At 56.9% G+C, this 24,242-nt stretch carries 26 protein-coding genes, 2 tRNA genes and 1 pseudogene; 14 read left to right on the top strand and 15 right to left on the bottom strand.

All coding sequences use genetic code 11. From position 1 onward, the window contains the following. Positions 1 to 22: 22 nt before the first annotated feature. Entirely contained in the window at positions 23 to 1,219 is a 1,197-nt protein-coding gene (locus HRU82_05460; GenBank protein QOJ34428.1) for a hypothetical protein, read from the top strand. Further along, positions 1,191 to 2,585 carry a sigma-54-dependent Fis family transcriptional regulator gene (locus HRU82_05455; GenBank protein QOJ37118.1) on the top strand — a complete coding sequence of 465 codons (1,395 nt, stop codon included), beginning with the start codon at positions 1,191 to 1,193 and terminating at the stop codon, positions 2,583 to 2,585. The genes HRU82_05460 and HRU82_05455 overlap by 29 nt, the downstream gene beginning before the upstream one ends. 6 nt (positions 2,586 to 2,591) lie before the next feature. Here HRU82_05455 and HRU82_05450 read toward each other — a convergent pair whose 3' ends face one another. The 6 genes from HRU82_05450 to HRU82_05425 form a co-directional block, all read right to left on the bottom strand. Continuing rightward, positions 2,592 to 3,038, bottom strand: a complete 447-nt coding sequence (locus HRU82_05450) for a hypothetical protein (protein QOJ34427.1) — start codon at positions 3,036 to 3,038, stop codon at positions 2,592 to 2,594. Continuing rightward, positions 3,035 to 3,289, bottom strand: a complete 255-nt coding sequence (locus tag HRU82_05445; protein QOJ34426.1) for an Lrp/AsnC ligand binding domain-containing protein — start codon at positions 3,287 to 3,289, stop codon at positions 3,035 to 3,037. Before HRU82_05445 ends, HRU82_05450 begins: the two co-directional genes overlap by 4 nt. 65 nt (positions 3,290 to 3,354) lie before the next feature. Continuing rightward, a complete protein-coding gene (locus tag HRU82_05440; protein QOJ34425.1) occupies positions 3,355 to 4,704 on the bottom strand; it encodes a hypothetical protein in 1,350 nt (449 codons plus the stop codon). A gap of 40 nt (positions 4,705 to 4,744) precedes the next feature. Then, positions 4,745 to 5,239: a response regulator gene (locus tag HRU82_05435; GenBank protein ID QOJ34424.1), complete on the bottom strand. Its 495-nt coding sequence runs from the start codon at positions 5,237 to 5,239 to the stop codon at positions 4,745 to 4,747. Between the two features lie 55 nt (positions 5,240 to 5,294). Continuing rightward, positions 5,295 to 6,131 carry a hypothetical protein gene (locus HRU82_05430; protein ID QOJ34423.1) on the bottom strand — a complete coding sequence of 279 codons (837 nt, stop codon included), beginning with the start codon at positions 6,129 to 6,131 and terminating at the stop codon, positions 5,295 to 5,297. Positions 6,132 to 6,266: 135 nt separating this feature from the next. Continuing rightward, a complete protein-coding gene (locus HRU82_05425; protein ID QOJ34422.1) occupies positions 6,267 to 6,971 on the bottom strand; it encodes a hypothetical protein in 705 nt (234 codons plus the stop codon). Between the two features lie 662 nt (positions 6,972 to 7,633). Between HRU82_05425 and HRU82_05420 the strand changes: the two genes are divergently transcribed. Beyond that, entirely contained in the window at positions 7,634 to 7,984 is a 351-nt protein-coding gene (locus HRU82_05420) for a hypothetical protein (protein QOJ34421.1), read from the top strand. 20 nt (positions 7,985 to 8,004) lie between these two features. Here HRU82_05420 and HRU82_05415 read toward each other — a convergent pair. Then, positions 8,005 to 8,121 (bottom strand) — tRNA-Leu (locus HRU82_05415). Between the two features lie 120 nt (positions 8,122 to 8,241). After that, on the bottom strand, positions 8,242 to 8,934 hold the full coding sequence (locus tag HRU82_05410) for a hypothetical protein (protein QOJ34420.1): 693 nt from the start codon (positions 8,932 to 8,934) through the stop codon (positions 8,242 to 8,244). A 327-nt stretch (positions 8,935 to 9,261) separates the two neighbouring features. Between HRU82_05410 and HRU82_05405 the strand changes: the two genes are divergently transcribed. The 5 genes from HRU82_05405 (at position 9,262) to HRU82_05385 (ending at position 12,848) form a co-directional block, all read left to right on the top strand. Further along, entirely contained in the window at positions 9,262 to 9,498 is a 237-nt protein-coding gene (locus tag HRU82_05405) for an antitoxin family protein (GenBank protein ID QOJ34419.1), read from the top strand. After that, a complete protein-coding gene (locus HRU82_05400; GenBank protein QOJ34418.1) occupies positions 9,498 to 9,914 on the top strand; it encodes a type II toxin-antitoxin system VapC family toxin in 417 nt (138 codons plus the stop codon). Before HRU82_05405 ends, HRU82_05400 begins: the two co-directional genes overlap by 1 nt. A 521-nt stretch (positions 9,915 to 10,435) precedes the next feature. Next, entirely contained in the window at positions 10,436 to 11,440 is a 1,005-nt protein-coding gene (locus tag HRU82_05395; GenBank protein QOJ34417.1) for a replication initiation factor domain-containing protein, read from the top strand. A gap of 42 nt (positions 11,441 to 11,482) precedes the next feature. Then, positions 11,483 to 11,791 (top strand): helix-turn-helix domain-containing protein, encoded by a 309-nt coding sequence (locus HRU82_05390; protein QOJ37117.1) that lies wholly within the window; start codon positions 11,483 to 11,485, stop codon positions 11,789 to 11,791. Continuing rightward, entirely contained in the window at positions 11,778 to 12,848 is a 1,071-nt protein-coding gene (locus HRU82_05385) for a tyrosine-type recombinase/integrase (GenBank protein ID QOJ34416.1), read from the top strand. The genes HRU82_05390 and HRU82_05385 overlap by 14 nt, the downstream gene beginning before the upstream one ends. Before the next feature lie 5 nt (positions 12,849 to 12,853). Here HRU82_05385 and HRU82_05380 read toward each other — a convergent pair. From HRU82_05380 to HRU82_05355, 6 genes are all read right to left on the bottom strand, one after another. Further along, positions 12,854 to 12,930, bottom strand: a tRNA-Arg gene (locus HRU82_05380). Between the two features lie 27 nt (positions 12,931 to 12,957). Next, on the bottom strand, positions 12,958 to 14,070 hold the full coding sequence (locus HRU82_05375) for a tyrosine-type recombinase/integrase (protein ID QOJ34415.1): 1,113 nt from the start codon (positions 14,068 to 14,070) through the stop codon (positions 12,958 to 12,960). A 17-nt stretch (positions 14,071 to 14,087) separates the two neighbouring features. Further along, positions 14,088 to 14,303 (bottom strand): helix-turn-helix domain-containing protein, encoded by a 216-nt coding sequence (locus HRU82_05370; GenBank protein QOJ34414.1) that lies wholly within the window; start codon positions 14,301 to 14,303, stop codon positions 14,088 to 14,090. Between the two features lie 165 nt (positions 14,304 to 14,468). Continuing rightward, positions 14,469 to 15,290 carry a ParB N-terminal domain-containing protein gene (locus HRU82_05365; GenBank protein ID QOJ34413.1) on the bottom strand — a complete coding sequence of 274 codons (822 nt, stop codon included), beginning with the start codon at positions 15,288 to 15,290 and terminating at the stop codon, positions 14,469 to 14,471. 273 nt (positions 15,291 to 15,563) lie between these two features. After that, a complete protein-coding gene (locus HRU82_05360; protein QOJ34412.1) occupies positions 15,564 to 16,016 on the bottom strand; it encodes a hypothetical protein in 453 nt (150 codons plus the stop codon). Between the two features lie 1,190 nt (positions 16,017 to 17,206). After that, positions 17,207 to 17,914, bottom strand: coding sequence for a recombinase family protein (locus HRU82_05355; GenBank protein QOJ34411.1), 708 nt, complete (start codon positions 17,912 to 17,914; stop codon positions 17,207 to 17,209). Positions 17,915 to 18,171: 257 nt separating this feature from the next. On the opposite strand from HRU82_05355, the gene HRU82_05350 reads away from it, so the two are divergent. The 4 genes and pseudogenes from HRU82_05350 to HRU82_05335 all read left to right on the top strand — a co-directional run bounded on the left by HRU82_05350 (position 18,172) and on the right by HRU82_05335 (position 23,257). Next, on the top strand, positions 18,172 to 18,393 hold the full coding sequence (locus HRU82_05350) for a hypothetical protein (protein ID QOJ34410.1): 222 nt from the start codon (positions 18,172 to 18,174) through the stop codon (positions 18,391 to 18,393). Positions 18,394 to 20,712: 2,319 nt separating this feature from the next. After that, positions 20,713 to 21,012: pseudogene (locus tag HRU82_05345) on the top strand (universal stress protein). Continuing rightward, a complete protein-coding gene (locus HRU82_05340) occupies positions 20,923 to 21,381 on the top strand; it encodes a universal stress protein (protein ID QOJ37116.1) in 459 nt (152 codons plus the stop codon). The pseudogene HRU82_05345 and the gene HRU82_05340 overlap by 90 nt, the downstream one beginning before the upstream one ends. A gap of 346 nt (positions 21,382 to 21,727) precedes the next feature. Then, entirely contained in the window at positions 21,728 to 23,257 is a 1,530-nt protein-coding gene (locus HRU82_05335; GenBank protein ID QOJ34409.1) for a potassium/proton antiporter, read from the top strand. An 88-nt stretch (positions 23,258 to 23,345) separates the two neighbouring features. On the opposite strand, the gene HRU82_05330 is transcribed toward HRU82_05335, so the two are convergent. After that, a complete protein-coding gene (locus HRU82_05330) occupies positions 23,346 to 23,546 on the bottom strand; it encodes a hypothetical protein (GenBank protein ID QOJ34408.1) in 201 nt (66 codons plus the stop codon). Here HRU82_05330 and HRU82_05325 point away from each other — a divergent pair. Beyond that, on the top strand, positions 23,545 to 23,862 hold the full coding sequence (locus HRU82_05325; GenBank protein QOJ34407.1) for a universal stress protein: 318 nt from the start codon (positions 23,545 to 23,547) through the stop codon (positions 23,860 to 23,862). The genes HRU82_05330 and HRU82_05325 overlap by 2 nt on opposite strands. Positions 23,863 to 23,870: 8 nt before the next feature. After that, positions 23,871 to 24,134 carry a universal stress protein gene (locus HRU82_05320; GenBank protein ID QOJ34406.1) on the top strand — a complete coding sequence of 88 codons (264 nt, stop codon included), beginning with the start codon at positions 23,871 to 23,873 and terminating at the stop codon, positions 24,132 to 24,134. Positions 24,135 to 24,242: the final 108 nt, after the last annotated feature.

The following is a 24,242-nucleotide window of genomic DNA, read 5'->3' as shown; positions in this document are numbered from 1 at the left end:
GCGAGCCGGCCGCGGGAATGCGATGAAGAGCCGCAACCATCTCGTTCTTGCCTTCGCCGCCGCCCTCTTCCTTCTCATCGCCGTCATGGAATGGATGTTCCCATTGAATGTGGTGGGAGCGTTCGGGTTCGTCCTGCCGATTCTCATGGTGGCGACCGTCCGGAGTCGGCCGCTGATGTTCGTGACCTTGGCTCTCTGCATTGTCGTGACCTTCATGGGGCTGTTTCAGCCGGGGAAGAAAAAGGAACGCTTCACGACCGTCGTGGTCAACCGGACCTTGGTCGTCTGTGTCCTGGCCGGGGTGGCCTATATCGGAATGACGTGGGAAGAGCGCAAGGCGAGGGAGGAGGCGGCGAGAGCGGCGTTGGCCACGCAGACCGAGCATTTGCTCCGTGCCAATACCCAGCTCGTGGAGGTCAAAGACAAGCTGGCGCGCTCCGAACGGCTGGCGGCCGTGGGACAGCTGGTGGCTTCCGTGGCCCACGAGGTGGGGACGCCGTTGCATTCGATTGCCTGGCACGTGGAGGCCTTGGCGGAGGAGCCGGGAGTCACGCCGGAGATGAAGCGGCGAATCGGCATCATCAACGAACAGTTGAATCGGGTGGTGCGTATCATTCAGGATCTGTTGTCGTCGACCAGGCAACGGAAGCCTGAGCCGACCTGGTACCCCGTCGAGCGGTTGATCGAGCCGGTGGTGGCGTTGATGGAAGCCGCCTATCAGGCCAAAGGAGTGGACCTGCATCGCGAGCAGGAAGCGCCGGCGGCGCTTGTGTGGGCTGATCCTGAAAAAATTCACCAAGTGCTGGTCAATCTGCTGGCGAATGCCTTGGCGGCGACGTCGGCCGGTGGGGTGGTGACCGTGGTTTTGGCGACCCGGCAGGCCTCCGCGGAGGAGACCGAACAGGCGGCCTGTACCGGGCGCTCCGATATCGAGTTGATGGTCACCGTAACGGTGCACGACACCGGCTGCGGCATGCCGCCGGAGGATGTCGAGCGAGCCATGCAGCCGTTCTTCACGACGAAGGCGGTGGGGCAAGGCAGCGGGTTGGGGCTGTTCTTGAGTCGAGAGGCCGTGACCGCCCACGGCGGACGATTGACGTTGGAGAGCGACATCGGGAAGGGAACGACCGTGACGGTGGCCCTACCAGGCCTGCGGACGAACGGCGAAGCAACCGAGGAGCATGAGGCCGATAAATCGGGCGAAAATATTCGTGGTTGATGACGACGAGGCTGCGCGGACGTTGCTCGTGGAGGCGCTGGTCAAGGAAGGGTATGAGGTCGAAGCCTTTTCCGGCGGCCAGGCGGCGGTGGAGCGAGGTCGGCAGGTGGCGCCCGATCTGGTGTTGACGGATCTCCGGATGGAGCAGGGTGATGGTCTGATGCTGCTCAAGGAATTCAAACGATTCAGTCCCGATACTGCCATCGTTCTGCTGACCGCGTTCGGATCGTTGGAAGGTGCCATCGCGGCCATCAAGCAGGGTGCCTACGACTATCTGGCCAAACCGTTCAAGAAAGAAGAAATCCGCCTCGTCGTGCAACGCAGTCTCGACCATGCTCGTCTGGTGCGGGAGAACGCGCGCTATCGCGACGAGGCCCGTTCGCGTGAGCCCTGGTCGCAGCTGGTGGGCAGCAGTCCGGCGATGCTGGAGGTCTATAAGCTGGTGGCCCGCGTGTCCGAAGGGCGAAGTACGGTCCTCATTGAAGGAGAAAGTGGCACGGGCAAGGAGTTGATTGCGCGGGCCGTCCACTCGAACAGCCTTCGCCGCGACAAACCTTTCATCCCGGTCAATTGCGGAGCCTTACCAGACCATCTGTTGGAGTCGGAAATGTTCGGGTATGAGAAGGGCGCGTTTACGGGCGCAGTCGGGTCGAAAGCCGGTCTGTTCGAGGCGGCCAACGGGGGAACCCTATTCCTGGATGAAATCGGCGATCTCGGACCCTCGCTTCAAGTGAAGCTGCTCCGAGTCATGCAGGAGCAGGAGGTTCGTCGGGTGGGCAGTACCGCGTCGGTCAAGGTCGATGTCCGTATCATCGCCGCCACCAACCGGGATTTGGCCACGCTGGTGAAAGAGGGAAAGTTTCGCGACGACCTCTATTATCGCCTCAATGTCGTGCGTATCGTGTTGCCGTCCTTGGCGGAGCGCCGTGAGGACATTCCCATGCTGGCCCAGCATTTCTTACAGAAGTACGCCAAACAATCGCTTCATGTGAAAGGGTTCCTGCCGGAAACGATGGCGCTGTTGAAGCGATATCGGTGGCCGGGCAATGTGCGAGAGTTGGAAAACGCGGTTGAGCGGGCGGTGTCGCTGAGCCACGGCCCGTTGTTGCTGCCGGAAGACTTGCCTGAGGCCGTTCGCAACGAATCAGCCTCCACGACGGTCTCGCAGGATTCCCTTGTCGGCACCGATCAGAACGTGCTCCTGACGTTGGATGAAGTGGAAAAGCGCCATCTGGCGCGGGTGCTCAAAGAGACCAAGGGCAACAAGGTCAAGGCGGCGAAAATCTTGGGCATCGATCGGCGGACCCTCTATCGGATGGCGGAACGGTTTGGACTGGATCTGGGGGAGGAGGCCGAGGAGAAGTGAGAACGGCTACAGCAGCCGAAGGGACTTCTTGATCAAGCGGATTTCGTTCTCGGCGCTTTGCGGGAGGGGCGTTTCCGCCTCTTCCCAGGAATCGAAGAGTCCGTCTTTCCCGCGGTGAAAGACCTGAAGTCGTAACCGAGTGTTCGCCTCATCTTGCGGAATCACTCTCGCCTCCACGCGGTTCTTGCCGACCCCGAAGCGCCAACGCAACAGCCCGTTCCAGGGGCTCCGAATTTCACGCCGCATCCCGGTGGTGATATTGCCGGCGTCGTCCCGCTCGACCCGATAGCCTCCCTCCGTCAAAACATCGACCACGGCGGTTGATACGCGCTCAGCCGGAACCGGGAGCGTGACTTCCATGAGGTCCGGTTCGGAATGAGCGGGAGCCCCGGCGCAGGCTGTGATCCAGGAGACGGCCAGGAGAGCCAGACCGGTAGAGGCGATCGGTCTCACTTGGGTTTCCCTTCTTGGAGGCGATACACCATATGCGTGTCCGTGTGTTCGACGCCCGGGATCGCGTGGATCTTGTCGATCACCAATTGAGTCAACGCATCCTGATGGGGAATCTCGACGATGGTAAAAATATCGGGTTTGCCCCAGCAGGGATCGATCTGCTTGATCTCTTTGATCGCGCCGAGCGCTTTGACGACATCGACCGTTCGTCCGGGATGAACATTGATCAGGACATAGGCTCGATCGGACATGGATGAAATCTCCCGTAAGCTTCAGCAACCTAGCGGATTGGTTCGAGGCCTGTCAACAGAATCGCTTATTTAGGGGCCACGATGACTTCCACCGTGAATCGATCGGTGGTCTTCGTGAGGTCCGCCTCCAGTCCACGCGGATTACCGACACGTCCTTCAGGATCGTAGATGAAGCAGACGAGCGTCCGACCGTTGGGCCGAGCGGCATATTGAGCGGTATCAGCCTTGACCTGTTCCACGAGTTCCTTCGTGCTCAACCCCGAACGTGTTTGTTTCACGACCACGGCCGTTTGCCCCCAATCCAACAAAAACGTGGTCCGTTGCGTACCGTTGGCGTAGGGCGGACTCCACTCTTCCGTGCCGACTTCGTCGAACTGCAATCGGAGCAGGGCGTAAAAGAGATCTTGAAGGTCGTATTCGTCATTGATCTCTAACGTGGGGCGGTATTCACCTCGCAAGCGCAGTTGCCGTGCAATCAAATGGAAGCGTCCGCAGGTTTTTCGAAGCAGTTCGAGTGTGGAGTCAGGCGGTTCTCCAGCAGGAGTAATGGGAGGTGGGGATGCGAGAGGTGTTGAGGGGGGAGGGGAAATCCGTGAGGGACTTTCGGTGGTTTCTGCAGCCGCCGTTGACTGCGGCTGAGTGGCGACGACGGTTGCGACCGAGGGCGTTGTAGCCGAACCCTCAAGGGAAGGAGGTGTGCTGAGGTCTTGGGCAATGGGTGCAGATGCGCGCGTGGCTGCTTCACAGGTGGAAGCAGGTGGAGCCGCAGGTGTGGTCGTGGGCGGCATGACGGAAAGGGAAGGCGTGTCCCTTGTCGCAAGGGGTTCAGGCGCGGCAGGAGGTTGGGGCGCAGGTGGTGCTGCGTTGGACGATGGGGGGGCTGGTGACGGAGCCGGTTTGTCCGTCTGCGCGGGTTGCGGTGTGTCGAGATTGGAATGAAGATCGGATGAGCGGGGTGGAGAGGAGGATTGTGTTTCCGCCGTCGGCGTGTTGGCTGTCGAAAGCGGAGCGTCCGACGTGGCTGTGGCGACTGTCAGCCGGGGGGACGCAGGAGGCAAGGGCGCAACGTCAGGCGTCAGGCCCAGGAGTTCGGCTTTTTGCCGCTCCAGTCGGCCGATCAATTCCTTCAACAGCGCGAGGCTTTCGCTCGACTCCGCCTGTGTTCCCACGCGCAGCACATGTTGTCTGTGGGCTTGATATTCGGGCGATTTTTCGCCGAACAGCCGCCGAATGGTTTCTCGAAGGGATAACTCCGTCCGGCTACGAACTGCATCGCCGTAAGGAAACCCATCGCGGCTGAGATCGTCGATTTGGGTGCTCAGCTCACGCAGTTTGTCGATCCCGCGCGACAGCTCCTCCACCAGGGTCGGTTTCACTCGCTGACGTGACTGCTCGGCGGATTTGGCTCGGGCCATGGTTATTACCCTCTGTTTGAACCGGGTGCCGGTGATGGACTTATCCCACCCACTCAACCTCTCCGCCTCCGGATGGCGCCTTCTTTGGGGCCGCAACGGCGGTGGGTGGACCGGCCAACACCTCTCGTACGGCCGTCAGCAGGGCTTCGCTGCTAAACGGCTTTTTCAGAAAGGAGAAACCGCTGCGCATGAGTCCGCGATCGATCAGCGTGAGGGCCGGGGTGCTGGACATGAGAACGATGCGCACCTCACGTTTTCCATCCAGCAGGCGCTCAACCATCTCCTGGCCGTTCACACGGGGATAAGGGTTCTTGTCGCGTGAGAGCTGGAAGCCCGGTGGGGGGAGAAAAATATCTGCCAGTACCAGGTGGATCGGCGAGGGATGTTGGGCATACAGCTTAAGGCCTTCGGCACTTCCCGGCGCCTGCAGTACATGATATCCGGCCTGCTGCAAGGGTTTTGCGCAGAGCAGGAGCGTGGTCGGATCGTCGTCGACAAGGAGAATGGTGGTGGGTTTCTCAGGTGTCGGGGCCATGGCATTCCTCCGTGCGGTTTTGAGGGCGTGACCGCCCCGGGCTTCGATAGGGGCGCTAGTATGGGCGAGGGGTCGTTTTCAACCGTTCATATTCCCGTTGCTCGCAACTGCCTTCTTTAGGGCGATATTGGTCCGGTACGTTCGCAAAGCGGAGGGCGCAATAGCGCTGCGCTTGATGTTGGCGATCGAGGTCTAATTGCTCCTCAAGTTGTTGCAATCGTGCGGTGAGGTCGATGGTCGGCAAGGTCTGCTCGCCGTGGACCTTCTCCTGTGCGTCAGTTGCCTTGTCGTCGCTGGAGCGTGGATTGGGGCCATGCAGACGCCAGCGCGTCAGGACGTCTTCTTGGTTGAAGACGACGGTCAGTCCGAATTGCGAGTAGTCCCACACGAGTTCGCCGCGGTCGGGATAAGCCAAAATGGAGCGGGGGAGGCCATAACGATGCCAGACTTCGTCTCGCAGCATGCCGATCCTGGGCGTGAGGTTTCGAATGGCGCGGATCTGCGCGACGATCGGCGAAAGGTCTTCTTGTCGACGAGGGCCGGACCGTTTTGCCAGAGACTCTAAGGCTGCCTGGGGGGCGCGCACCAGGCGCCAGACCGTCACTGAACCTGCCGCACAATCCGACGGATGAGGATCCTCGAAGATCATCTGGGTGGTCAGCGGGAAACCACTGATTTCCTGCGCACGGGTGAAGTTTTTGATTTCTTGAACGGCGGCCACAAACGCACGTTGCCGTCCGTCTTCCACGCTGGGGGCGCAGGATGCCCGGCCGGTAAAAAACACATCATCGCCGAAATGGAAGAGGGCCTGCTCCGTCCAGAAGGGGCGGGTGTCGGCCGGCATCGAAGCCATCGCGGCGGAGACCGTGAGGCACACGATTACTGCTGCCAAGGGAGAACGCATGGATCGATCCGATGGGCGACGATAGTCGAGAATGATCTACGTACCTTCATCAGTATATCGCGCGGATCGGCGAAATCGAGAAAAGAGTGAGTTTGAGCGAGGAGATACGGATCGGAGAGTGGATCAGTAGTTTGTGGGGTGGGTGGCGTTCGGATTGGCTTGCCCGGTGGCAGGAGACTGGGATTTCGTGGCGCCCCCTTGCACCACCATAACGCCGGAGCCGGGCGGACAGACACTTTCCGGGGCAACCGACCCGGGATTGCGCAGGCCCCAGGATGTGGCCAACGCGTGACAGGCCAGAAGACCGATGCCTTCTTCCAGATTGCCGAATCGTTCGGTGGACTGCGCCTTGCCGCTCCATTCGATCTCACCGGTATTGACGTCGACGGCCCGAAGAGCAATTGTCGCTGAATAGACACGTTGCCCGTGCGGCAGGCCCGAACTCCAATTGACGGCTTCCCAGGAACCTACATCGGCGTTAGTGAATACGACCAATCGTGCCCCGACCGACTTCGCCATACGCAAGACGTCGGTTTCAATGTATTGGTAACCCGACAGACTCACCTTCTGATCGGCAGCCGCCTGCAGGACCTTGGTTTGGTCCACGACCAAGACACCCCGCTTCAAGAGCCAAGTGCTGACACTTTGGACCGTATCGGGTCGTCCACCCCACACCACCGCGCGTGTATAGGGAGCAGGAAGCTTCGCATGAAAGCCGTCCGTAATGGGCGTCTCTGTGAAGGCATAGCCTCGGCAGCCTGTTGTAAAGACCATACAGAGAAAGATGATGGAGAAGGCCTTCGTCCAAGTCATCGATTGCGTGCGCATGTGCTGCATAGAGGTTGTCAAAGACTACGGAGATGAATATCGTGAACCGTCACAGCCTATCGGACGGTTGCATTATACAGGAAGCCTTCTAGCGCGTCTGCAGCTTCCAGAGAGGCTGCCCAGAGAGGCAGCCCAGTAAGACGCCCGATGGACATCACCTTGGTCTCGTGATGGAGGCCGGAGCGGGAGACGTGAGGGGAAGAAGGCGGCCGCTGCCGGCTTACAGGATTTCAACCTGAGGAAATGCGTTTTGATCCGCGTTTGAATGCGGGCGGTCAACTTGCACCATCAACTGGATGGCAATGAACGGCACAACCGCATAGGCTATAAGGATCAGAGGTACTTCAATCATGGCAGCCACTCCTTTGTTATGGACGGCAGGTAGTGCAAGCCCAGTACCTGCTGGGGCGATGGAAACGGCGGCGCTAACCTGTTGATTCACCAGTTGGAAGCGGTGAGGGCTTCGTCGGCCCTCCTAGCTTCGGTGAAAGGACGGGGAAAGAACTGTGCAGCCTGAACAATTTGCGCTGAGCCGGAAGGCCTAAGGGCTATAGGGTGAAGAGGAGAGCGTCGGTGAGCAGGACTTTGCCATCTTCCTCGATGATCCGGCTCATCAACACCAAACCCGTCGAGGCGAATTGTTCGGGTATGCTGAACGAAGCTTGGAGATCGACTATCCGGCGTTTCTGGCGTCACACCCCGATCTGAAGAGACGGGTCGAAGAGGTGACACGTTCGGCCCAACAGGAGGCGTTTGGACAGGATGCCGCGAAGGTCATTGCGGAGTTGCAGCGCCGTATTGCGGAATTGGAACAATCGAAGGTCTCAACACAATCTACGCTTTCGAACAGGGAAAGCGTCGCCACCGAACCCACCCCAGACAGCGTCAGCCAGTCCCACCGGCAGTTGTTGACCATCATCGAACGCCTTGAACGGCGGCTGACCATGCTGGAAGATCAGATGAGGAGAGGCTCTGCTGGACGCAGGCTGGCCACTCCTGCACAGAAGGAATAGCTGCGAACAGATTGGGGAGTTGGTGCCCCCGACACGAATTGAACGTGCGACCCGCGGTTTAGGAAACAGGCCTGGGCAGTTTTTGAAACGCTCGGTGTATCAATGGTTTCCCCAATTTTAACTGCGAAAACAGGTGCTTGGACGCTTTCCATTGATTCGATGGATTCGAGGAGTATAGGTGGGTTTTGAAAATTTTTAGCACAAATTTAGCACAGCATGCGAATCGAATTTTCAGGCTGCTACTGCTCAAATGGCTTTCATCTCATTGTCCAATGCTCTGTGCAAATTGAGCCGTTGAGGCAAACGGACCAGCCTCCTCGCTCCTTCTTGCCAAATGTAATTTTCGGGACACTCACAGACCGTTCTTTCTGCTCAAGACCGTCAATTAGCACAGAAAACTTGGCATCTGGTTTTGGAGCGATGATGTTGAACGCAATCCCAAAGCACATCTCGCCGATCACGAAAAAAGTGGCGTGCTCGCTTTTGTGAAATTCAGGATTAAAAATTCCGGAGCAAAACATCGTAGGATCGTCTTCTGTGGCCATGAATGGTCCGGTGAATCTTTCAGGAAGCAATAGTTGCCCTCCCTCCAGCTCTAGACCGACCTGAAATGGATCGAAAACGAATTCCTTAACCTCCGGGTTAAGATGGACGCCTATCCAAAATGGAGAACCACCAGTGTGCTCCCAAATGGGAATGAAAGGGACCACAGGTCCGACCAAGCCGAATGAATCACCATTGTGAGCAACTACTTGAATCGCTATTCCTGGCAGATTGAGAATGGGATACTTTTTCCCATCATCATCATCATCGCTACCTCCAACAAAAGTTGGCCAGCTGTATGTGCCATGGCCAATCGCAACACAGCCTCCAATGTTAAAAAGACTGCCTATCGTCAAAAGGATCAAAAAGGCCTTCCAATAAATCGGGGATGCACCTTTGTAATTCATGGCGTTCATTTGACTTGCTGGAATTAGAAATCGAGAAAGAACATTTGGGGGACTCTTGGTGCTTCTAACGCTTCGAGGAGATTCTGTCCCGTCAGTTGGTGCAAGAAATTGAATCCTTTCTTGAAACTATTTAGCACAAATTTAGCACAGGATTTGGAGTGCCTCCCTTCCCTGAGACCGTCAGTCAGGGCCAGCGACGGCCCAACTCATTTTGCAGGCTAATGGGCGTTCTTGCGACAAGTGGTGAGATTTGGACGCCGTTTGAGTAGAATAGGCATCTACCGATGCACTGCCGCCAATGGGCGAATGCAGGGGGAGGGTTTTCCGATGCGACAAACAATCAAGGCCCGCTATCATGACGGAGTGTTACAGCCGTTGGAACCTCTTGCGTTGGCTGATGACGCCGAAGTGCAGGTCACCGTCGACACCGACCTTGCGCTCGGTGCGGACGAAATTCTGCGGCGTGCGGCGCTGGTCTATCAAGGGCTGAGCGCCGACGAGATCACGCAGGTCGAGTCCATCGCGTTAGATCGGCAACACTTCTTCCGTGAGCCGGCTGCCTGATGCCGCAACCGGCTGTCCTCCTTGATACCGATATTCTCTCCGAACTTCTCAAACAACATCCCCTCGTCGTGCAGCGGGTACGGAACTATCTGGGGGAGCACCAGCGGCTGGCCTTCTCGATCATCACGCGCTACGAACTCCTGCGGGGACTGAAGGCGAAACAGGCACGGACTCAAGAGGCGGCTTTCACGTTGCTCTGCCAAGCCAGTCTCATTCTCCCGATCACTGACCAAGTCGTCGAGCGTGCGGCGACGTTATACGGCGATCTCCATCGACAGGGGGCCTTGTTGCCCGATGCAGACCTGCTCATTGCCGCTACCGCCTTGGACGCGCAGCGTCCTTTGATTACGAACAACCTCGCGCACTTCCAGCGCATTCCTGGCCTCATCGTCGAAAGCTGGAAACGGTCAGCCTAACCAAGCGATCCTGCTTCCTTACGATGAGCTGAATTCACGGCTTCCCTCTCCTTTGATCCTTTCCCAGAACGACGGCAATGCCCTCCGAAATTTTTTTCGCGCACGGCCCCAAAACCAGTCGATTTTTGATTGCTGCATGTTCCGGCTCAGGACCATGCACACAATTGCCGCCACCAGCGCAGTAAAGCCCACATACGCCTCCTTATGCCTACTTCCTTTCGTGTCTCATCTGTTCGAAAATCTGTCCTCTCCTGTCCCCTCGTGACCCTTACTGACCCCTTCCGGGGCCTTTGCTTCGGTCTGGTGATTGGCATAGGGTGAGACGAACGGAAACAGGGCCAAACAGAGGAAACGATGTCCGAGTTGGAGCGCGTCACACAGCAACACTGTCGTCCGTCTGTGGGAGGCAAAGCCGGTCCGCGCCGCATGCCGACAGGCTGCGGGGCGGAGCGGAATGGCCCCCGTCTTGGTAACACGGGGGCGCTACCTACAGCGCTCCGTACAGGAGTTCGATAGGTTCCATGGATTCTGGCTTCACCCTGACGATTGATTGGCTGGCGTTTACGGTCCTGGCCAGCAATCCGCAAGAGACCATGAAGGTCCTCGGTGGTGATTGGGGTAAAGCCAAAGGCGGCTTCCGAGGCTATCCCTTGTCGTGGATGAGGGTGGACGGTCTGCGCGGGGTCGGCAAACTGGGCACCAATGCCCCTCGGCGTCCGAATGAAATCCATGTGGATCTGTCGGGCGGCCTGGCGTCCGCCCTGACACTGGATCAAATCCGAGGGCTCCTGCAGTGGGTGCATGACCAACAGGGGCATGTCACACGCATTGACTGTGCTTTGGATGACCGAGCAGGTACGGTGCCGGTAGCGACAATTCGTGAAGCAGTATCGATAGGCCAATGTGTCACACGTGCGGCTCAGGTCCGGCATATCGTCTCGAACCTGACGCACGGGACAGGGGCCACGACTGGCGAGACGATGTACTTCGGGAGTCCACAGAGTCAGACCCTGTTGCGGATTTATGACAAACGATTGGAACTCCAGAGCAAAGGCCAGGAGAACTGGCAGGACTACGGGACACGGTGGGAATTAGAGCTCAAGAAGGATCGGGCGGAACAGTGTGCCCGAGCATTGGCCACGTTAGACGAAGCCGACTGGAAGGAGTTGGTGGTCGGCTTACTGAGATCGTATGTGGATTTCCGGCAGATCCCGAAGGATGCCGAGGATGAAGAACGGTACCGGGCTCCAGTCTTGGAGTGGTACGCCCTCTTGACGGAGGGATTTCAGAAGGGGCGATTAGCCCAGGAGCAGCAGGTGCAGACCCTGCAGAACGTGAAACGATGGGTGAGTGACACCCTGACGCCGATGTTGGCGGTCATTTGTGCCACCCCTGGAGGGGAAGAATGGCTACTGAACGAAATTGTCAGGGGCATTGCTCGGTGGAAAGACCGACACCGCAATTTGCTCAAGCAACCCACTCGGTTTCACCGGTCTGCCGGCGGTCACGCGGGCAGCCCATGTTAGGGGGACTGGGGGTGTCGGCAGACTCCCCCGGTGTATCTGCACATGCTTACCGTCAAAGAACTTTCGGCTTGGCTCAACATCAAAGAATCCACACTCTATCTCTGGGTTTCCAAAAATAAGATTCCGTGCCGTCGCATTCATGGCCTCGTCAGGTTTGAACCTGAGGCGATTGAGGCCTGGCTAAACAGTTTTGAGGCCAGTCCTGGAAAGCCCTTCCCAGGGCCGACTCATGACGACACCCGCGACGTGGACCAGCTCATTGAAGCGGCCAAATCCGAGGTCTATACTCGCGGCGGGGAAACCATCACACCGAGCCCACGCACGAAGGAGGAGCAGCATGGGGCTCGTTAAACGGAACAATATCTGGTGGATGTCATTTACGTTTCAAGGGCAGCAAGTGCGCCGATCGACCGAAACCTCGGACAAAAAGTTGGCCGAAGCTATCCTCAGTAAAGTCAGGGTGCAGATTGTGGAAGGAAAGTACTTTGACAAGCCCAAAGAGGAAGCCAGGACATTTCGAGAGTTGATGGATCGGTATTTGCGCGAGCATGCCAGCCGACGGTCGGGCTACCGGCGCTATGTGAACATGGTCACGAATCTGACCGCGCATTTTGGCAATCCCAAGTTGGAACAAGTGACACCCAAAACGATCGTAGCCTTTAAGAACAAACGGTATGCGGATGGGGTTACACCGGCCACGATCAATCGCGAATTGGCGCTCCTGAAGAAGGCCTTCAATTTGGCGTGTCGCGAATGGGAATGGACCAAGGACAATCCGGTGTGCCGGGTGTCCATGGAACGGGAGAACAATACGAGGGATCGATGGCTGACGTGTGAGGAGGAACGACGTCTCCTTGCGGCTTCAGCGCCGTGGCTACAGGAAGTGATTGTGTTCGCGCTCCATACTGGTATGCGATGTGGGGAAATTCTGAATCTCACATGGGCCGGTGTGGACCTTAATCGACGAACCGCTACGGTGTTTAAATCGAAGAACGGGGAGCGGAGGACGATTCCACTCAGTCACACGCTCGTGCAGGCGCTTCAGAACAAAGCCCGTGGTCGGCGTATGGATTCGGATTTAGTGTTTACGAGCGCAGCTCACACACCGTTGGATGCTCCCAACCTACGCCGAAGTTTCCGATTGGCGCTGAAGCATGGCCAGGTGTCGGATTTCCGGTTCCATGATCTGCGCCATACCTGTGCGACTCGCATGGTGCAGGCGGGTGTGGACTTGTACAAGGTCCAACGGATTCTGGGGCATAAGTCGCCGATGATGACGCAGCGGTATGCGCACCATTATCCGGAAAGTTTGCGGGATGGGGTGGCGATTTTCGATGCGGGAAGGCCGTTTAGCACAAATTTAGCACAAGCGGGGATTCGACCAGAGCAGGTTTCGCTAACCTGTTGAAAAATTGGTGCCCCCGACACGAATTGAACGTGCGACCCGCGGTTTAGGAAACCGCTGCTCTATCCAACTGAGCTACGGGGGCGATCCTATTTTTCAATGGGTTAGTTGGTTAACCCGTTTTCGTTTCAGTCCGTGGTGTTAAAGAGGTGTTAAGCTCCGCAGTCTGCAAGTAACTGTGAAGGGTTTGCGCAGCTTTCACCAGGTCGGCTTCTTGAATGGCATTATACCGCTTCCACATCTTCTCTGATTGGTGCCCCACGATATTCATAGCCGTTGCTGTGTCTATCCCAGCGCGTCTGAGATTGGTTGCCGCGCAGTGTCGGAGATCATGGAAGCGGAAGTTTTCCACCTTTGCGCCTTCCATCGCAGTTCTAAAAGCCCGACTGATACGCTTGATCGGCTTTCCCTTGTACAAGAACACATGCTTTGTTGCAAGGCTTCTCAACCGCGCTAGCTGCTGTAGGGTAGTCCGCACATCGGGAGTCATCGGCACCTGGCGCGGCTTCTTGGTCTTCGTGTCCATTCCCCGCAAGGTAATGAACCCTCTTTTCAAATCCACACGATCCCACGTCAGCTGAACGATTTCCCCCAGCCGTTGTCCTAGGTGATAGGCAACGAGGAGGATGGGCCGAAGATGGGGCTTAGCAGCTTGAAAAAGGTTTTGCCACTCTTCATCGTTCAGTACGCGATCTCGCTCATTGTGCGGATTGGGTAGAGGCACGAGAGCGGCGGGATTACTGACCAAGAGGCCGCGTTTTGCTGCCACATTGAGGCAGTGTTTCAACACAATATGGTCATTGTTCACAGTCTGAAGGCTAGCCGGTTTTCCGTCCCTGCGCTTACGCTGGGCGCGGAATGCCCGCACGTCTTCTGGCTTGATCTGGGTCAATAGCCGCTTCCCAAAGAACGGTACAAGTTGTCGCTCCATAATTTCGACTCGATCCTGGTAACTTCTTAAGCGTGAAACCTCTTCCAATGCTAGATAGGTCTTGGCCCACTCGCCGAAGAGAATGGGCTTAGCTTCCTGGCTTTCCATCTTTCCTAACAGAAGATCGGTTCTGATTTTTGCTTCCATGTTGCGGGCAACGCCCTTGTTGAGACAGCCAACCTTCCATCGCTTCAGCTTTGCGCCTTTGATGCCGCGCGCCAATTTCAATACCTTTCCATCATCCAAAACGGGAAACTCCACATAGTAGCTGTCTTTGCGTTTGGTAAGTCCCATGGATCAAAGTACCCCACTCAAGAGTTTGAGGCGTGCGGTATAGGCATGATGGTGTGGGCGGCTACCCAGCTATCTAGGTCTTGTTGTTTGAATCGTGTCAATCTGCCGACTTTTACGTGTCGAATCTTTCTCTGGCTAACCCAATCGTAGATGGTGAGTTTAGCGAGGCCAAGATAGGCCGCTGCTTCGGCAACGGTCAAGAGGCGTTCTCCGTGTGTTTGTGCATGAACCATAAGCTATGCTCCTTGAGAGACGAAAGGGGCCTGAAATCAGCGTGAAAATTGTTACGCTCGATTGGGCCGAAAAATGATGCAAGAATGTTGGTAAAACAACGCTTTAAATGATTTGGCAGGGGTGAGGCGGGAGGTGCAAATGCACCCCCCTATGGGTTGCAGTACTTAGAAATCAGGGTTCTCCTCTGCAGTATTTTGGTGGTTGCGGCACAAAACCGTTAACTCTTGGCAGATTGCCTGAGCGGTCAGAGGGTCATACTGATACAGAGCCTTTGCAAATACTCTGGGCCTCTTTGCTGGCACCCCATGGAAACGCCTTGCTAATTCATTGGCGATTTCTTTAGCCTTCGTTTCCTCCCAATGTTCGCCATACTCACTACCCACACCTCTGAACACCTCTTTCACGTTCTGCCACGTCCATTCTTCCCCCTTCAGGGCTGGGTATTCATGTCTCAACCGCTGTAGATTGTTCCGCATGTTGTGTACTGTGCGCTCTGAGACTGTAGAAGTCCGGCTGATTTGTGATGCAGAAAAACGACCTAGCAGTACCAAACGCCAAGCGGCTTCGTACTTGTCGGCACGTGAGAGGTTGAGCTTGTCGGGGGCATTGGCCGCAATGGAAAAGCACAGGGCCTCCTCTAGAGACCCAATGAAGATTTTGACAGGTATGTGCGTGAGTCGCTTTCGGCCAGCTTGTCTATAGGCCTCTAGCCTATGGTGCCCATCAATGCACACCCACTCCCCACCGATCTTAAACACCGTGATGGGGTCAAGGCGGCTTCTGGCCTGTAAGGCCCGTTTCAGCTCTTCTAGATGCTGCCCGCTTTGCGCTGTTCCCTCCTCTAGCTGTCGAGGTTGAAAGAGGGCTTCCACTGTGCGCACATCGTGTATGGGCAACCTTCGTAAGGCTGCTTCTTCAGGGGATAGGGGAGCAATCTTCTTACCCTGAAACTCTTGGAAAGCTGCGTACCACCGAGTAGTGTTCATTCTTAATTTCGTCCTTGCTCGTAGCTCATGACGGCTGTAGGCGGTATAGAGAGACCCTGCTGAAGTTGTTTCATCTCTATAAATAAAAAGGCCCTTGTCTGGGGTTCCTTAAGTAATGGGGATCATCCCACCACCACAGAACCCCGAGACAAGAGCCCTCCAAGTCACACCCCCCACCTCTGCCGCATAGTTATCCGCGCAATGTTCGCCGCAGCTACTGATTGATTGGGCTAGAGAAAGAGGCGGGAGAGGGGGCCTGGCCGGATGCGTTGTTTACTCTTGGGGATTGCTTTGGGGTGTTCGTTGAGGTGCGTTTGGTCCCGTTTCGTCCGTAGACGGAATACTCACACGCGTACAGCCACCTCTATGGTTAATCCGGCCCTCTATCAAATGGTCGTAGTCCTGACTTGCGACAGCTTCAGCGACCTGACGGCGATAGATTGCTGAGGTTTTATAGAGAGGGTTTCCAAAGGTCTGCTTGACCCAGTCATTTACTATCTCCACATCATCTGAGCCTTCGTCTCCGATGCGTGGTGGAGTAAGACCCAGAAGGCCTGCATCGCTATTCGCTATCATTTTCGCCACTGCATCCCGATACCCTTGTTCGTGTTGGTAGCGCGGATCGCTCATATGTAAAAGCATATCTTCTTGGGAATCAAAGCTGTCCTTATCGCTTATGTACTTATTGTCGTCATTGGGATTGAATGGGGTTGTAACCTTTGTCATGTGTCTCCTTGAGGTGTTGAATATGCTGTTCACCGTTTGCCTGACGCTTCGTTGACTGTGCAGCGCTCTTTCTAGAAGGGGGGCCAGGGAAGCACTGAGACCACAGATTCCACTCAATCAGCTGCAAGTAGGCAAGTACCATCCTGAGCTTGCAGCGTACGAATCTCTCCGTAGTCCCTAGTCTTTGGGCCACTGCTTTTGGCGTCTTGAATCGTCGCGCTTTGATCGCGTGTGCAATGTCTTTTAACAAGATGTGGCCCTTCATCATTCACCCCTTCCATGTCCCCACCACCAGGGGACTTCCGTACATGGCCCAGCTACTACGACATCTGAAACCTTAGGCTCTTTTGGTCGTGTGGTTGCGAGGCGAGTAGTAGAGATAAACTCGGCGATGTTGTCATTCCAATTCATTCTCGGCGTTGCTTTGATAGGAGTCTGCATAGGGCATTGCGCCCATCTTGTGGAAATACGGATCACCGACATGGTGAGATGCTCCTGACTTTGCGTCGCATTCGATGTTCTCAAACGCTAACGCATTGATTTTGCTGGGGTGTGATTTTGTGAAAATTGAGGGGGGTGAAACGGGTAAGGCTACGGGAGATCGTCGCTCCTAGGGCTTCCTAGGCCGTTTCATGATGCTGTCTTTTGTGGGGTAAGTAGGTTCCTCTGGTTACCTCCTTTCGCTCCTGGGTTAGTGCCGATTCGGTGAGGTTGAGGCAATACCGCCCGTACCGAGTCAACGCATGTCGAAAGATTACTGAGGAAGACGGAATATCGTGCTCCTTTTTTCCCCTCAGGCGGTCTTTGATCTCCGTAAGAAGACATTCAGCTGTGCGGTCTAAGCGGATGTTATGAGACTTCAAGGCGGTTTGGCGAGGAAGTCGCCGCGCAAGCGGGCACATATCAGCGGTATTCATAGGCGGGTCTCCTGGTTTTTGTGGTCAACAGAGGGCGTGAACGCGATTGCAAAGAATTGATCTATCAATAGGTGGGGGATATCAATTCCTTCAATAGATGCATGGTATCAAGTCGCTGTTGGTGGGGAATCGTGGCTGACGGCAGCGGTACTGAGGTCACTGGTATTACTAAGCGCTTGAAATCATTCGGGGTCAGCTTAGGTCAGACCCATTTGTACTAAGGTGGACCATATCAATAGATGGTTCCTGTTAGAAGCAGCCCTTAACGCGAACTTAAGAGGCCCTCTTAAGGGCATTCGCCACTGTCGAAGCATGCCATTCACCATCCCTCATGGTCCGTTCGTTCCTCTTGTTGAGTTCCTCAGCAATCTTGCGAAGTGTCAGCCCTGCTTGTTGATACCCGCGAATGATGGGAATGACTGAAGCGGCAAAGTGGTCTGACATAGCCTGCCGTGTTTCAGCGGCCTTTCGTGAGGCTGCAACAAGCCCTTTGTGGCTAGGGTTTCCAAGTTTCACGCCCCTCCGCTTGAGTGCCTGAAGAGCTTCCCTGGTCCTGCTGGAAATGAGTTTCCTTTCCTTCTCGCTCAACGCTGCAAAGAGATGCAGTACAAACGGGTCAACATCCGCGCCTAGTTCAGTAACAATGAATGGAACGCCTTCAGACATTAGGCCGGAAATAAAGGCCACATCCCTTGAAAGCCTATCCAGCTTTGACACCAGGACAGGGGCCTTGCGCTTCTTGGCCTCCTTCAGCGCACCAGCCAATTGTGGGCGACGGCTGAGGGCATCGGCACCCTTCCCCGTTTCGACCTCCCGCACCCATCGCACAATCTCAAAACCTTCCAGTTCAACAAAGCGCCGAATGGCTTCTTCCTGAGCCTCCAGGCCGTTCCCGCTTCTGCCCTGGTCTGCTGTCGAGACTCGCAGATAGGCCAAGGCCGGTTTCCTAGCTGGTGAAGTGGTGGGGTGATCGGTGTGCATGTTCAATCCTCCTGTTGTTCAGTCGGTGTACATACATCATATCACCGTTTGATGAACAGAACAAGAGGGAGAATGAGGCTTACTCGGATAGCCTAGGCGGTTTTGGCAGAGAGGACGGATACAGCCAAGAGTCAACGAAAGCGCTAAGAGTGGATCACATGCACTAGTTGATAACACGTAGACATAGAGTTGTTGGTACTGTATGATTGATGTGGCACGTTCATTGGGAATTCACCAATCAACTAAAGGGGGTCTGTATGTCAATTCGCCTCAATGTCCCGTTCCTCTTCCACTTTCAAACATGGCAGGAAGGGAAGCTGAAGGGGAAGCCGTTTGTGTGGTATCAGCAAGAGCGTGGGGCGCTCTACGTAGGCGGTCGGCTCTTTCAATGGGGAGCGTCAGAAGGGCGTTTCCTTCTTCTTGAGACTTCTTTCTTGCGGTTCCAGCTGGGAAGTGTGGGGTCGTACTGGCCTGCCTAAGGCCCCTAGGAAATCGACAGAGGCACAAGGCCCTTACCAACCGCCTTTCTGTGCGTGGTGGGGGCCTTGGTGTTTCAATCAGAGGAGGAGGTAGAGCACGCTAGGAGGGAGAGAGAATGTTAGGAGGTTTCTGTTGCGCTCGCCCTACCCCCTACCTTCTTAAGTTTCCCAGCAGGGGAGGCCATGGGGGGAAACGGTGAGATGCTCCCATAGCAATACCCTCAGATATTTTTTCTTCTGATTATTCCCGCTTTTTATTGCGCCCTACGTTACTAGCATTTCTGGGCTGTGGTATTCCCTCAAAACTATGAAACCTACGGTGCTTCTCCTGTGCATGATCGATCACAAGTTGTTCAGAGAGGCCGCCCCTCAATCCCAAAGCCGCCTAGCAAGCACCCCCTTTGTCCTTACCCCTACGCAGAGCGAGATGGACAAGTCATGGAAGGATATCCAAGACGAGCGCTGGTTGGTAACTGGCGGAACGTGTGAGATCATCAAAGACCGTAAGGCGTTCCCACTGGAGATCTGTTCAAGGGTCTCAACCTGTTCGTTAGTAAGTATGCTTGTGCTTTGATCCTCATGCGCTGACTGCACATTCTCACCTAGAGCAGCTACCCCATTCTCAGGCCCCGACCACTTACCTTGACCGCTTCGCCCCAAGTTGGTACACATATAGCCGCGTTGTGCTACTTATACCTCGTCGGCCTGGTGGAGATGATTCACTGCTCTGAGAAGAGCGAACGCTCACACTAACTAAAGGGGTGCTCCCATGTTCATCAAGATTACCCAGGCCATAAGAGGGGGAGCACAATGTATTCTAAACAAGGAAGCCGGAGCGGGAAGGAAGTCAGTCCCAATCAGCAGAACTGAGAAGGCGTTAAGTACTACTAATGCCATCCTTTCTGCTCTCAAGAAGGTGGTTCATATCTTGATAGGGCTCAGTCAACTCCTTAAGGGTCTGCACTAGGATCATGTAGACCTCACTGTTTTCCAGTTGACTTTATGAGGCGAAAACATTAGTGGAATAATGTCCTAGGCGGCGTTTCCGGTAGGCAAGCCTCCACCAGAGAATCAATTCACCCCATGCGAGGGGGGTGTTTGATTGCTCCCCGGAAAGGAGGACTGGCCTATGGAAAAGCAGAAGCCTGAGGAGCCTGGTGAATACGTGTACGTCGCGTATATCACAACCAGGAACGGTAGGCGGATCTACGCTTCTCATTACGGTCTGAAGGCATTTCGCCTGAAGAACCGACGCAAGAGAAAGTAGAGCCTAGGACCGGGAGGCCCTCTGAAGTTACAGCTTCAGGGGGTCTCCTCTTTTTATGGGAGTGCGCTTTTCTTGTCAACACATTTTGTTGACTGTTGGGTGCGCCTCAGCTATAAGCGCCGCCCTTTTTTCGATACCTCTCGCACGACTTCTGAGAGTTCCTCATCAAGCCCTGCCAGAGAAATAGCCTAAATGTTAGGGGCGTGTTAGTTCTACGACAAAAACAGTCTAATTAGCCCCTAATAGGCCCAAGCTCCACTAGCTCGTCAAAGCGACGCAACTCCGCTACTGAAGCGGGGTTCTGTTGATTTGACAAGAAGTTGTAAGAATAAGTAGGAAGGTTTAGGAAACCGCTGCTCTATCCAACTGAGCTACGGGGGCATTGAAAGGTTTTTCGGTACCTTACACGACAGCTTCAGATCTCTCAAGCGCCGAATGTGGCTCACCGTGACAAAACCGTGACAGCCGCCAGGTCCCGTGCCGATTGAGCGCCGCGATGCCCCACCGCAGCGACTCCGTGCAATGGTGCATGCAGCGTTGGACCGTGTAGGGAGCAACGCCCTCCTGGCACGGCCGCGTTGCGAACGTGTGCCGCAGATCATGCCTGATTCAGATCGACGTGCGGCCACTGGGGGGCAGGGTTTCACCCAACGAAGTCGCGGAGCCAAGTCGGACAGGTCGCCAGCAGCCATCGTTCCTCGTCGTCTCGCAGCCAGCGATTCCGAGTAAACCGCCGGCAGGCCGAAGATCAAGGCCATCACCTGTTCGAGGAGCGAGGCGAGCAGAGCAGAGGAGAGAACGGACACCGCTAAGGCCCCCTCTGTGTCCCAATTCCCCTCTCACTAAGCTGCTCGGGGCCTTAATCTTCACGCAAGGCGCTGCAACATTGGGGGTTGACTTGTAGGCTCTCACGGTATCTTCATTGCTGATGCAGTCAAGGTCGAGGTAGACCGGCTGACGGTACCGCCTACGACCACCGAGGCCGGCGGCCGGCCGGAGGGAGTGGGCAACATCGAACGCATGCCGGGCAAGCCGGCGCCACAGGAGAACCGATGAAGCCGAAGCCAATCACCCACATCCTTGCCGCGACGGACTTTTCCGTCTGCGCGGACCGGGCGCTGGAGTACGCCGCCTTCCTTGCCGAAGCCTGCTCCGCGCCGCTTGACATCCTGCACGCCGTGGAGATCCCGCCGGACATGGATTCGGAGGAAGCCGCGGCCGGTCGATTCTTCGAGCAGCGCCGGAAAGAGGCGGAAGAGCCAATGGAGCGGTTGGTCCGGCGCCTCGCCTCGGCTGGCGCGGTGGCGACGTTGCGCCAGAGGTTTGGCATCCCCAGCCAGCAGATCAACGCAGCGGTCTTCTTTGATTTGGAATTGGGACTCGGTGCAGCGCCGGAGTACGAGCGGGCACGGGCGGATGCGGAGTCCCGGCTGGCCGATGTGCATAACGCGCTCGCTCAGCAAGGGCTGGCGGTGCGGACCACAGTCAGCGGAGGGCTCCTCGCCGATTCGATCCTCGCGGATGCGCAAGCAGGTCCCTGTGATGTGATTGTGATGGGGACGCACGGCAGACGAGGCCTGCCTCACCTGATGACGGGCAGCGTCGCGGAGGCGGTCTTGCGTCGCGCGTCCTGTCCTGTGTGGACCGTTCGGAGCCTCTTGCTACCTCGGCAGGACCGACTGATCCCGACCACGGTCGCCCTGGGCCTGGGCGCGCAGTGAGGGCGACTCATGAGTGCAGTGCGGATCACGGCCTGATGCGAGAGGGACGGGCTGCATTCGGAGCAGAGGCGGAGCTTCCGTGGATGAACGGGCGGTGACGCCCTCGCCGAAGGAGAACGATGATGGATTCTCTGGCCATACTGGGCGTGCTTGCCGTGATCATCGGCATCGTGGGTGTGATCGTGCTGATGAAAGGCAGGAAAAAAAATGTCCGCTGAGGCTGCGGACCGGTTGACAGTACACGGGGGCGGAGAAGCGCGCTCGGCAGCGTGGCGGAGGACCTGCTGAGCCGGGCTGGCTGGTCGGTCCTCACACTCTCACCCAGGAGTCGCCAGGACAAGCACGCATGGCCGTAACGATCGAATATCTATTGCTCGGTGCCTCCGGCCTTTTGCTGCTCAGCGTCATCGCCAGCAAAGCGTCCGGTCGTATTGGGGTGCCCGCGCTGCTGCTGTTTCTGGTCATTGGGATGCTCGCAGGATCCGACGGGCCCGGGGGCATCCATTTCGACAACCCCTGGCTGGCGCAATCGCTGGGCGTCGTGGCGCTGACGTTTATTTTGTTCGCGGGCGGGATGGACACGATCTGGTCGCAGGTGAAGCCCGTGCTGGGGCCCGGCATCGCGCTGTCCACGCTCGGCGTCGCCTTGACCGCCGCGCTCGTCGGCTGGTTCGCCATTGCGGTGCTAGACATGTCCTGGGTGGAAGGGCCGCTGATCGGCGCCATCGTTTCCTCCACGGATGCCGCGGCAGTCTTTGCCGTGATGCGGTCGCGCTACGTCAGCCTGCGCAGCCCCCTGAAGCCGCTGCTCGAGCTGGAGTCCGGTAGCAACGATCCGATGGCAGTGTTCCTGACGCTGGGACTGATCACGCTGATCACGGGCGCCTCCCATTCGCCTCTGGAGCTGATCCCGATGTTCGTGCGGCAGATGACTCTCGGGGCAGTCATCGGGTACGGCGCGGGGAAGCTGATGGTGTTGTCGGTCAACCGCCTGCGCCTCGAATACGACGGACTCTATTCGGTACTGACCCTGTCGCTGGTGCTCCTCACCTACAGCGGAAGCGCATGGCTGGGCGGCAACGGATTTCTCGCCGTGTATGTGGCCGGTCTCATGATGGGCAACAGCGAATTCATCCATAAGCGGAGCCTCGTGCGGTTCCACGACGGCTTGGCCTGGCTGATGCAAATTGCCATGTTCCTCACGCTCGGCTTGCAAGTGTTCCCGACGCAGCTCGTGCCGATCGCGGGGTCGGGCCTGTTGCTGGCGCTGTTCCTCATGGTCGTCGCCCGGCCCGTTGCCGTCTTCGTGACGCTGGTGTTCACGAAGCTGACCTTCCAGGAAAAGACGATGGTGGCCTGGGTCGGCCTGCGGGGCGCCGTGCCGATCATTCTTGCCACGTTCCCGTTGCTCGCCGGGGTGCCGCAGGCCGGCTTCATCTTCAATCTGGTGTTCTTCATCGTCCTGACCTCAGTCCTGCTGCAGGGCACCTCGATTCCGTTGGTGGCGCGGTGGCTGGGGGTGGATGAGCCCTGGCAGCCTCGTCTGGAGGCGTCACCGGTGTGGGATGCGCCGACGAGCCTGAAGAGCGGCCTTATGGAAGTCAGTGTGCCGGCCTCGTCGACAGCGATCGGCAAGCGCCTCGTGGATCTCGGCTTGCCCAAATCGGGGTATGTGTTGCTGATCGCCAGACAGGGCCGCTCCTTCGTTCCGGACGGCGGCACCGTGCTGGAGGCGGGGGATTCGCTCTTGGTGTTTGCCGACCATCCCTCCGCCATGCGGCTGCGCTCGATGTTCCACGCGGGGCATCAGGGGGGCCGGACAGTAGATGTCTCGAACCGTCGGCAAGAAGAGGCGGCCTCACGGGCTGCACTATGAGCGAGTGTCGAAAACTCCCGTCAAGCACCCGCGAGAGATACTCGCGCGTCTCTTTGACAATGCCACTGCAGAAACGTCCTCAGGGGCATTAGGCCACAGCAGAAGCCTGTTCGAAGTCCATAATTCCCCACCGCTTGAAATGGCCCATCATTCCGCTCCCGAATTCCTCGACTCGAACTGGCTGTTCTTCTGCATCCTTACCAGGGTTGTGAGCGTAATCGCCTGCTGGCACTTGCAATGCAACTGTGTGGAGTATCGCATGATCTTCATCATTTGTGAGCGCTTGCATGGACGTTCTCTGTGCCGTTGACGACTCGCCGCATGCGCAATGGGCGGTGACAGCTCTCCAAGGTTTTTGTTCGCTTCGCGAGTCCCGTCTCATCCTTCTGAAGGTTGTCGCGTACGGCATCCCGTTTCCGACCAAGGGGATCGAGGCGCTGGAACTCGGAGAAGAGCGGAGCGAGGCGCTCTTCGACCGCCTGAAACGGAAGGTTGTCTCATCCGGCTGGAAGCAGGTCCGCTACGACGTCCTCCGTGGCCGTCCGGTGGGAGACATCATCCTTCGCGCGGCGCGCATGGGGTGCCGGACGTTGTGCATTTCCTGACAGGCAGCGTGTCGCGCCGGGTGGCGATGCACGCGCCCTGTTCGGTCCTTGCCGTGAAGAACTCGATCGATGTGTCGGCTCGCGTGATGGTCGGGATCGACGGGTCGCCTATGGCGCGGGCGGCCGTTGAGTGTCTGCTGCGTTTGCCCCTGCCGCGCGAGGTCCGTGTTACGGCTGTAGGTGTGGTGCCGCCAATGCCGTTTGAGGCAACCGAGGAATCGGCACAACACACTCGGTTCTGGTGTGCCGGTGAGGGTCTTCTCGACTCCTAGCTGAGACCGGTGGTTGTCTCTAGGTCATTCGAAAGTTGTGGAGGGGGATTGTGGCACGCAAAGCCGTTTCGAAGTTGCGGAACACGTGATCGAGCGGGCCGACGGGAT

Source organism: Nitrospira sp., from assembly GCA_015709715.1.
Taxonomy (GTDB): domain Bacteria; phylum Nitrospirota; class Nitrospiria; order Nitrospirales; family Nitrospiraceae; genus Nitrospira_A.
This window is presented reverse-complemented; position numbering and strand designations above follow the sequence as displayed.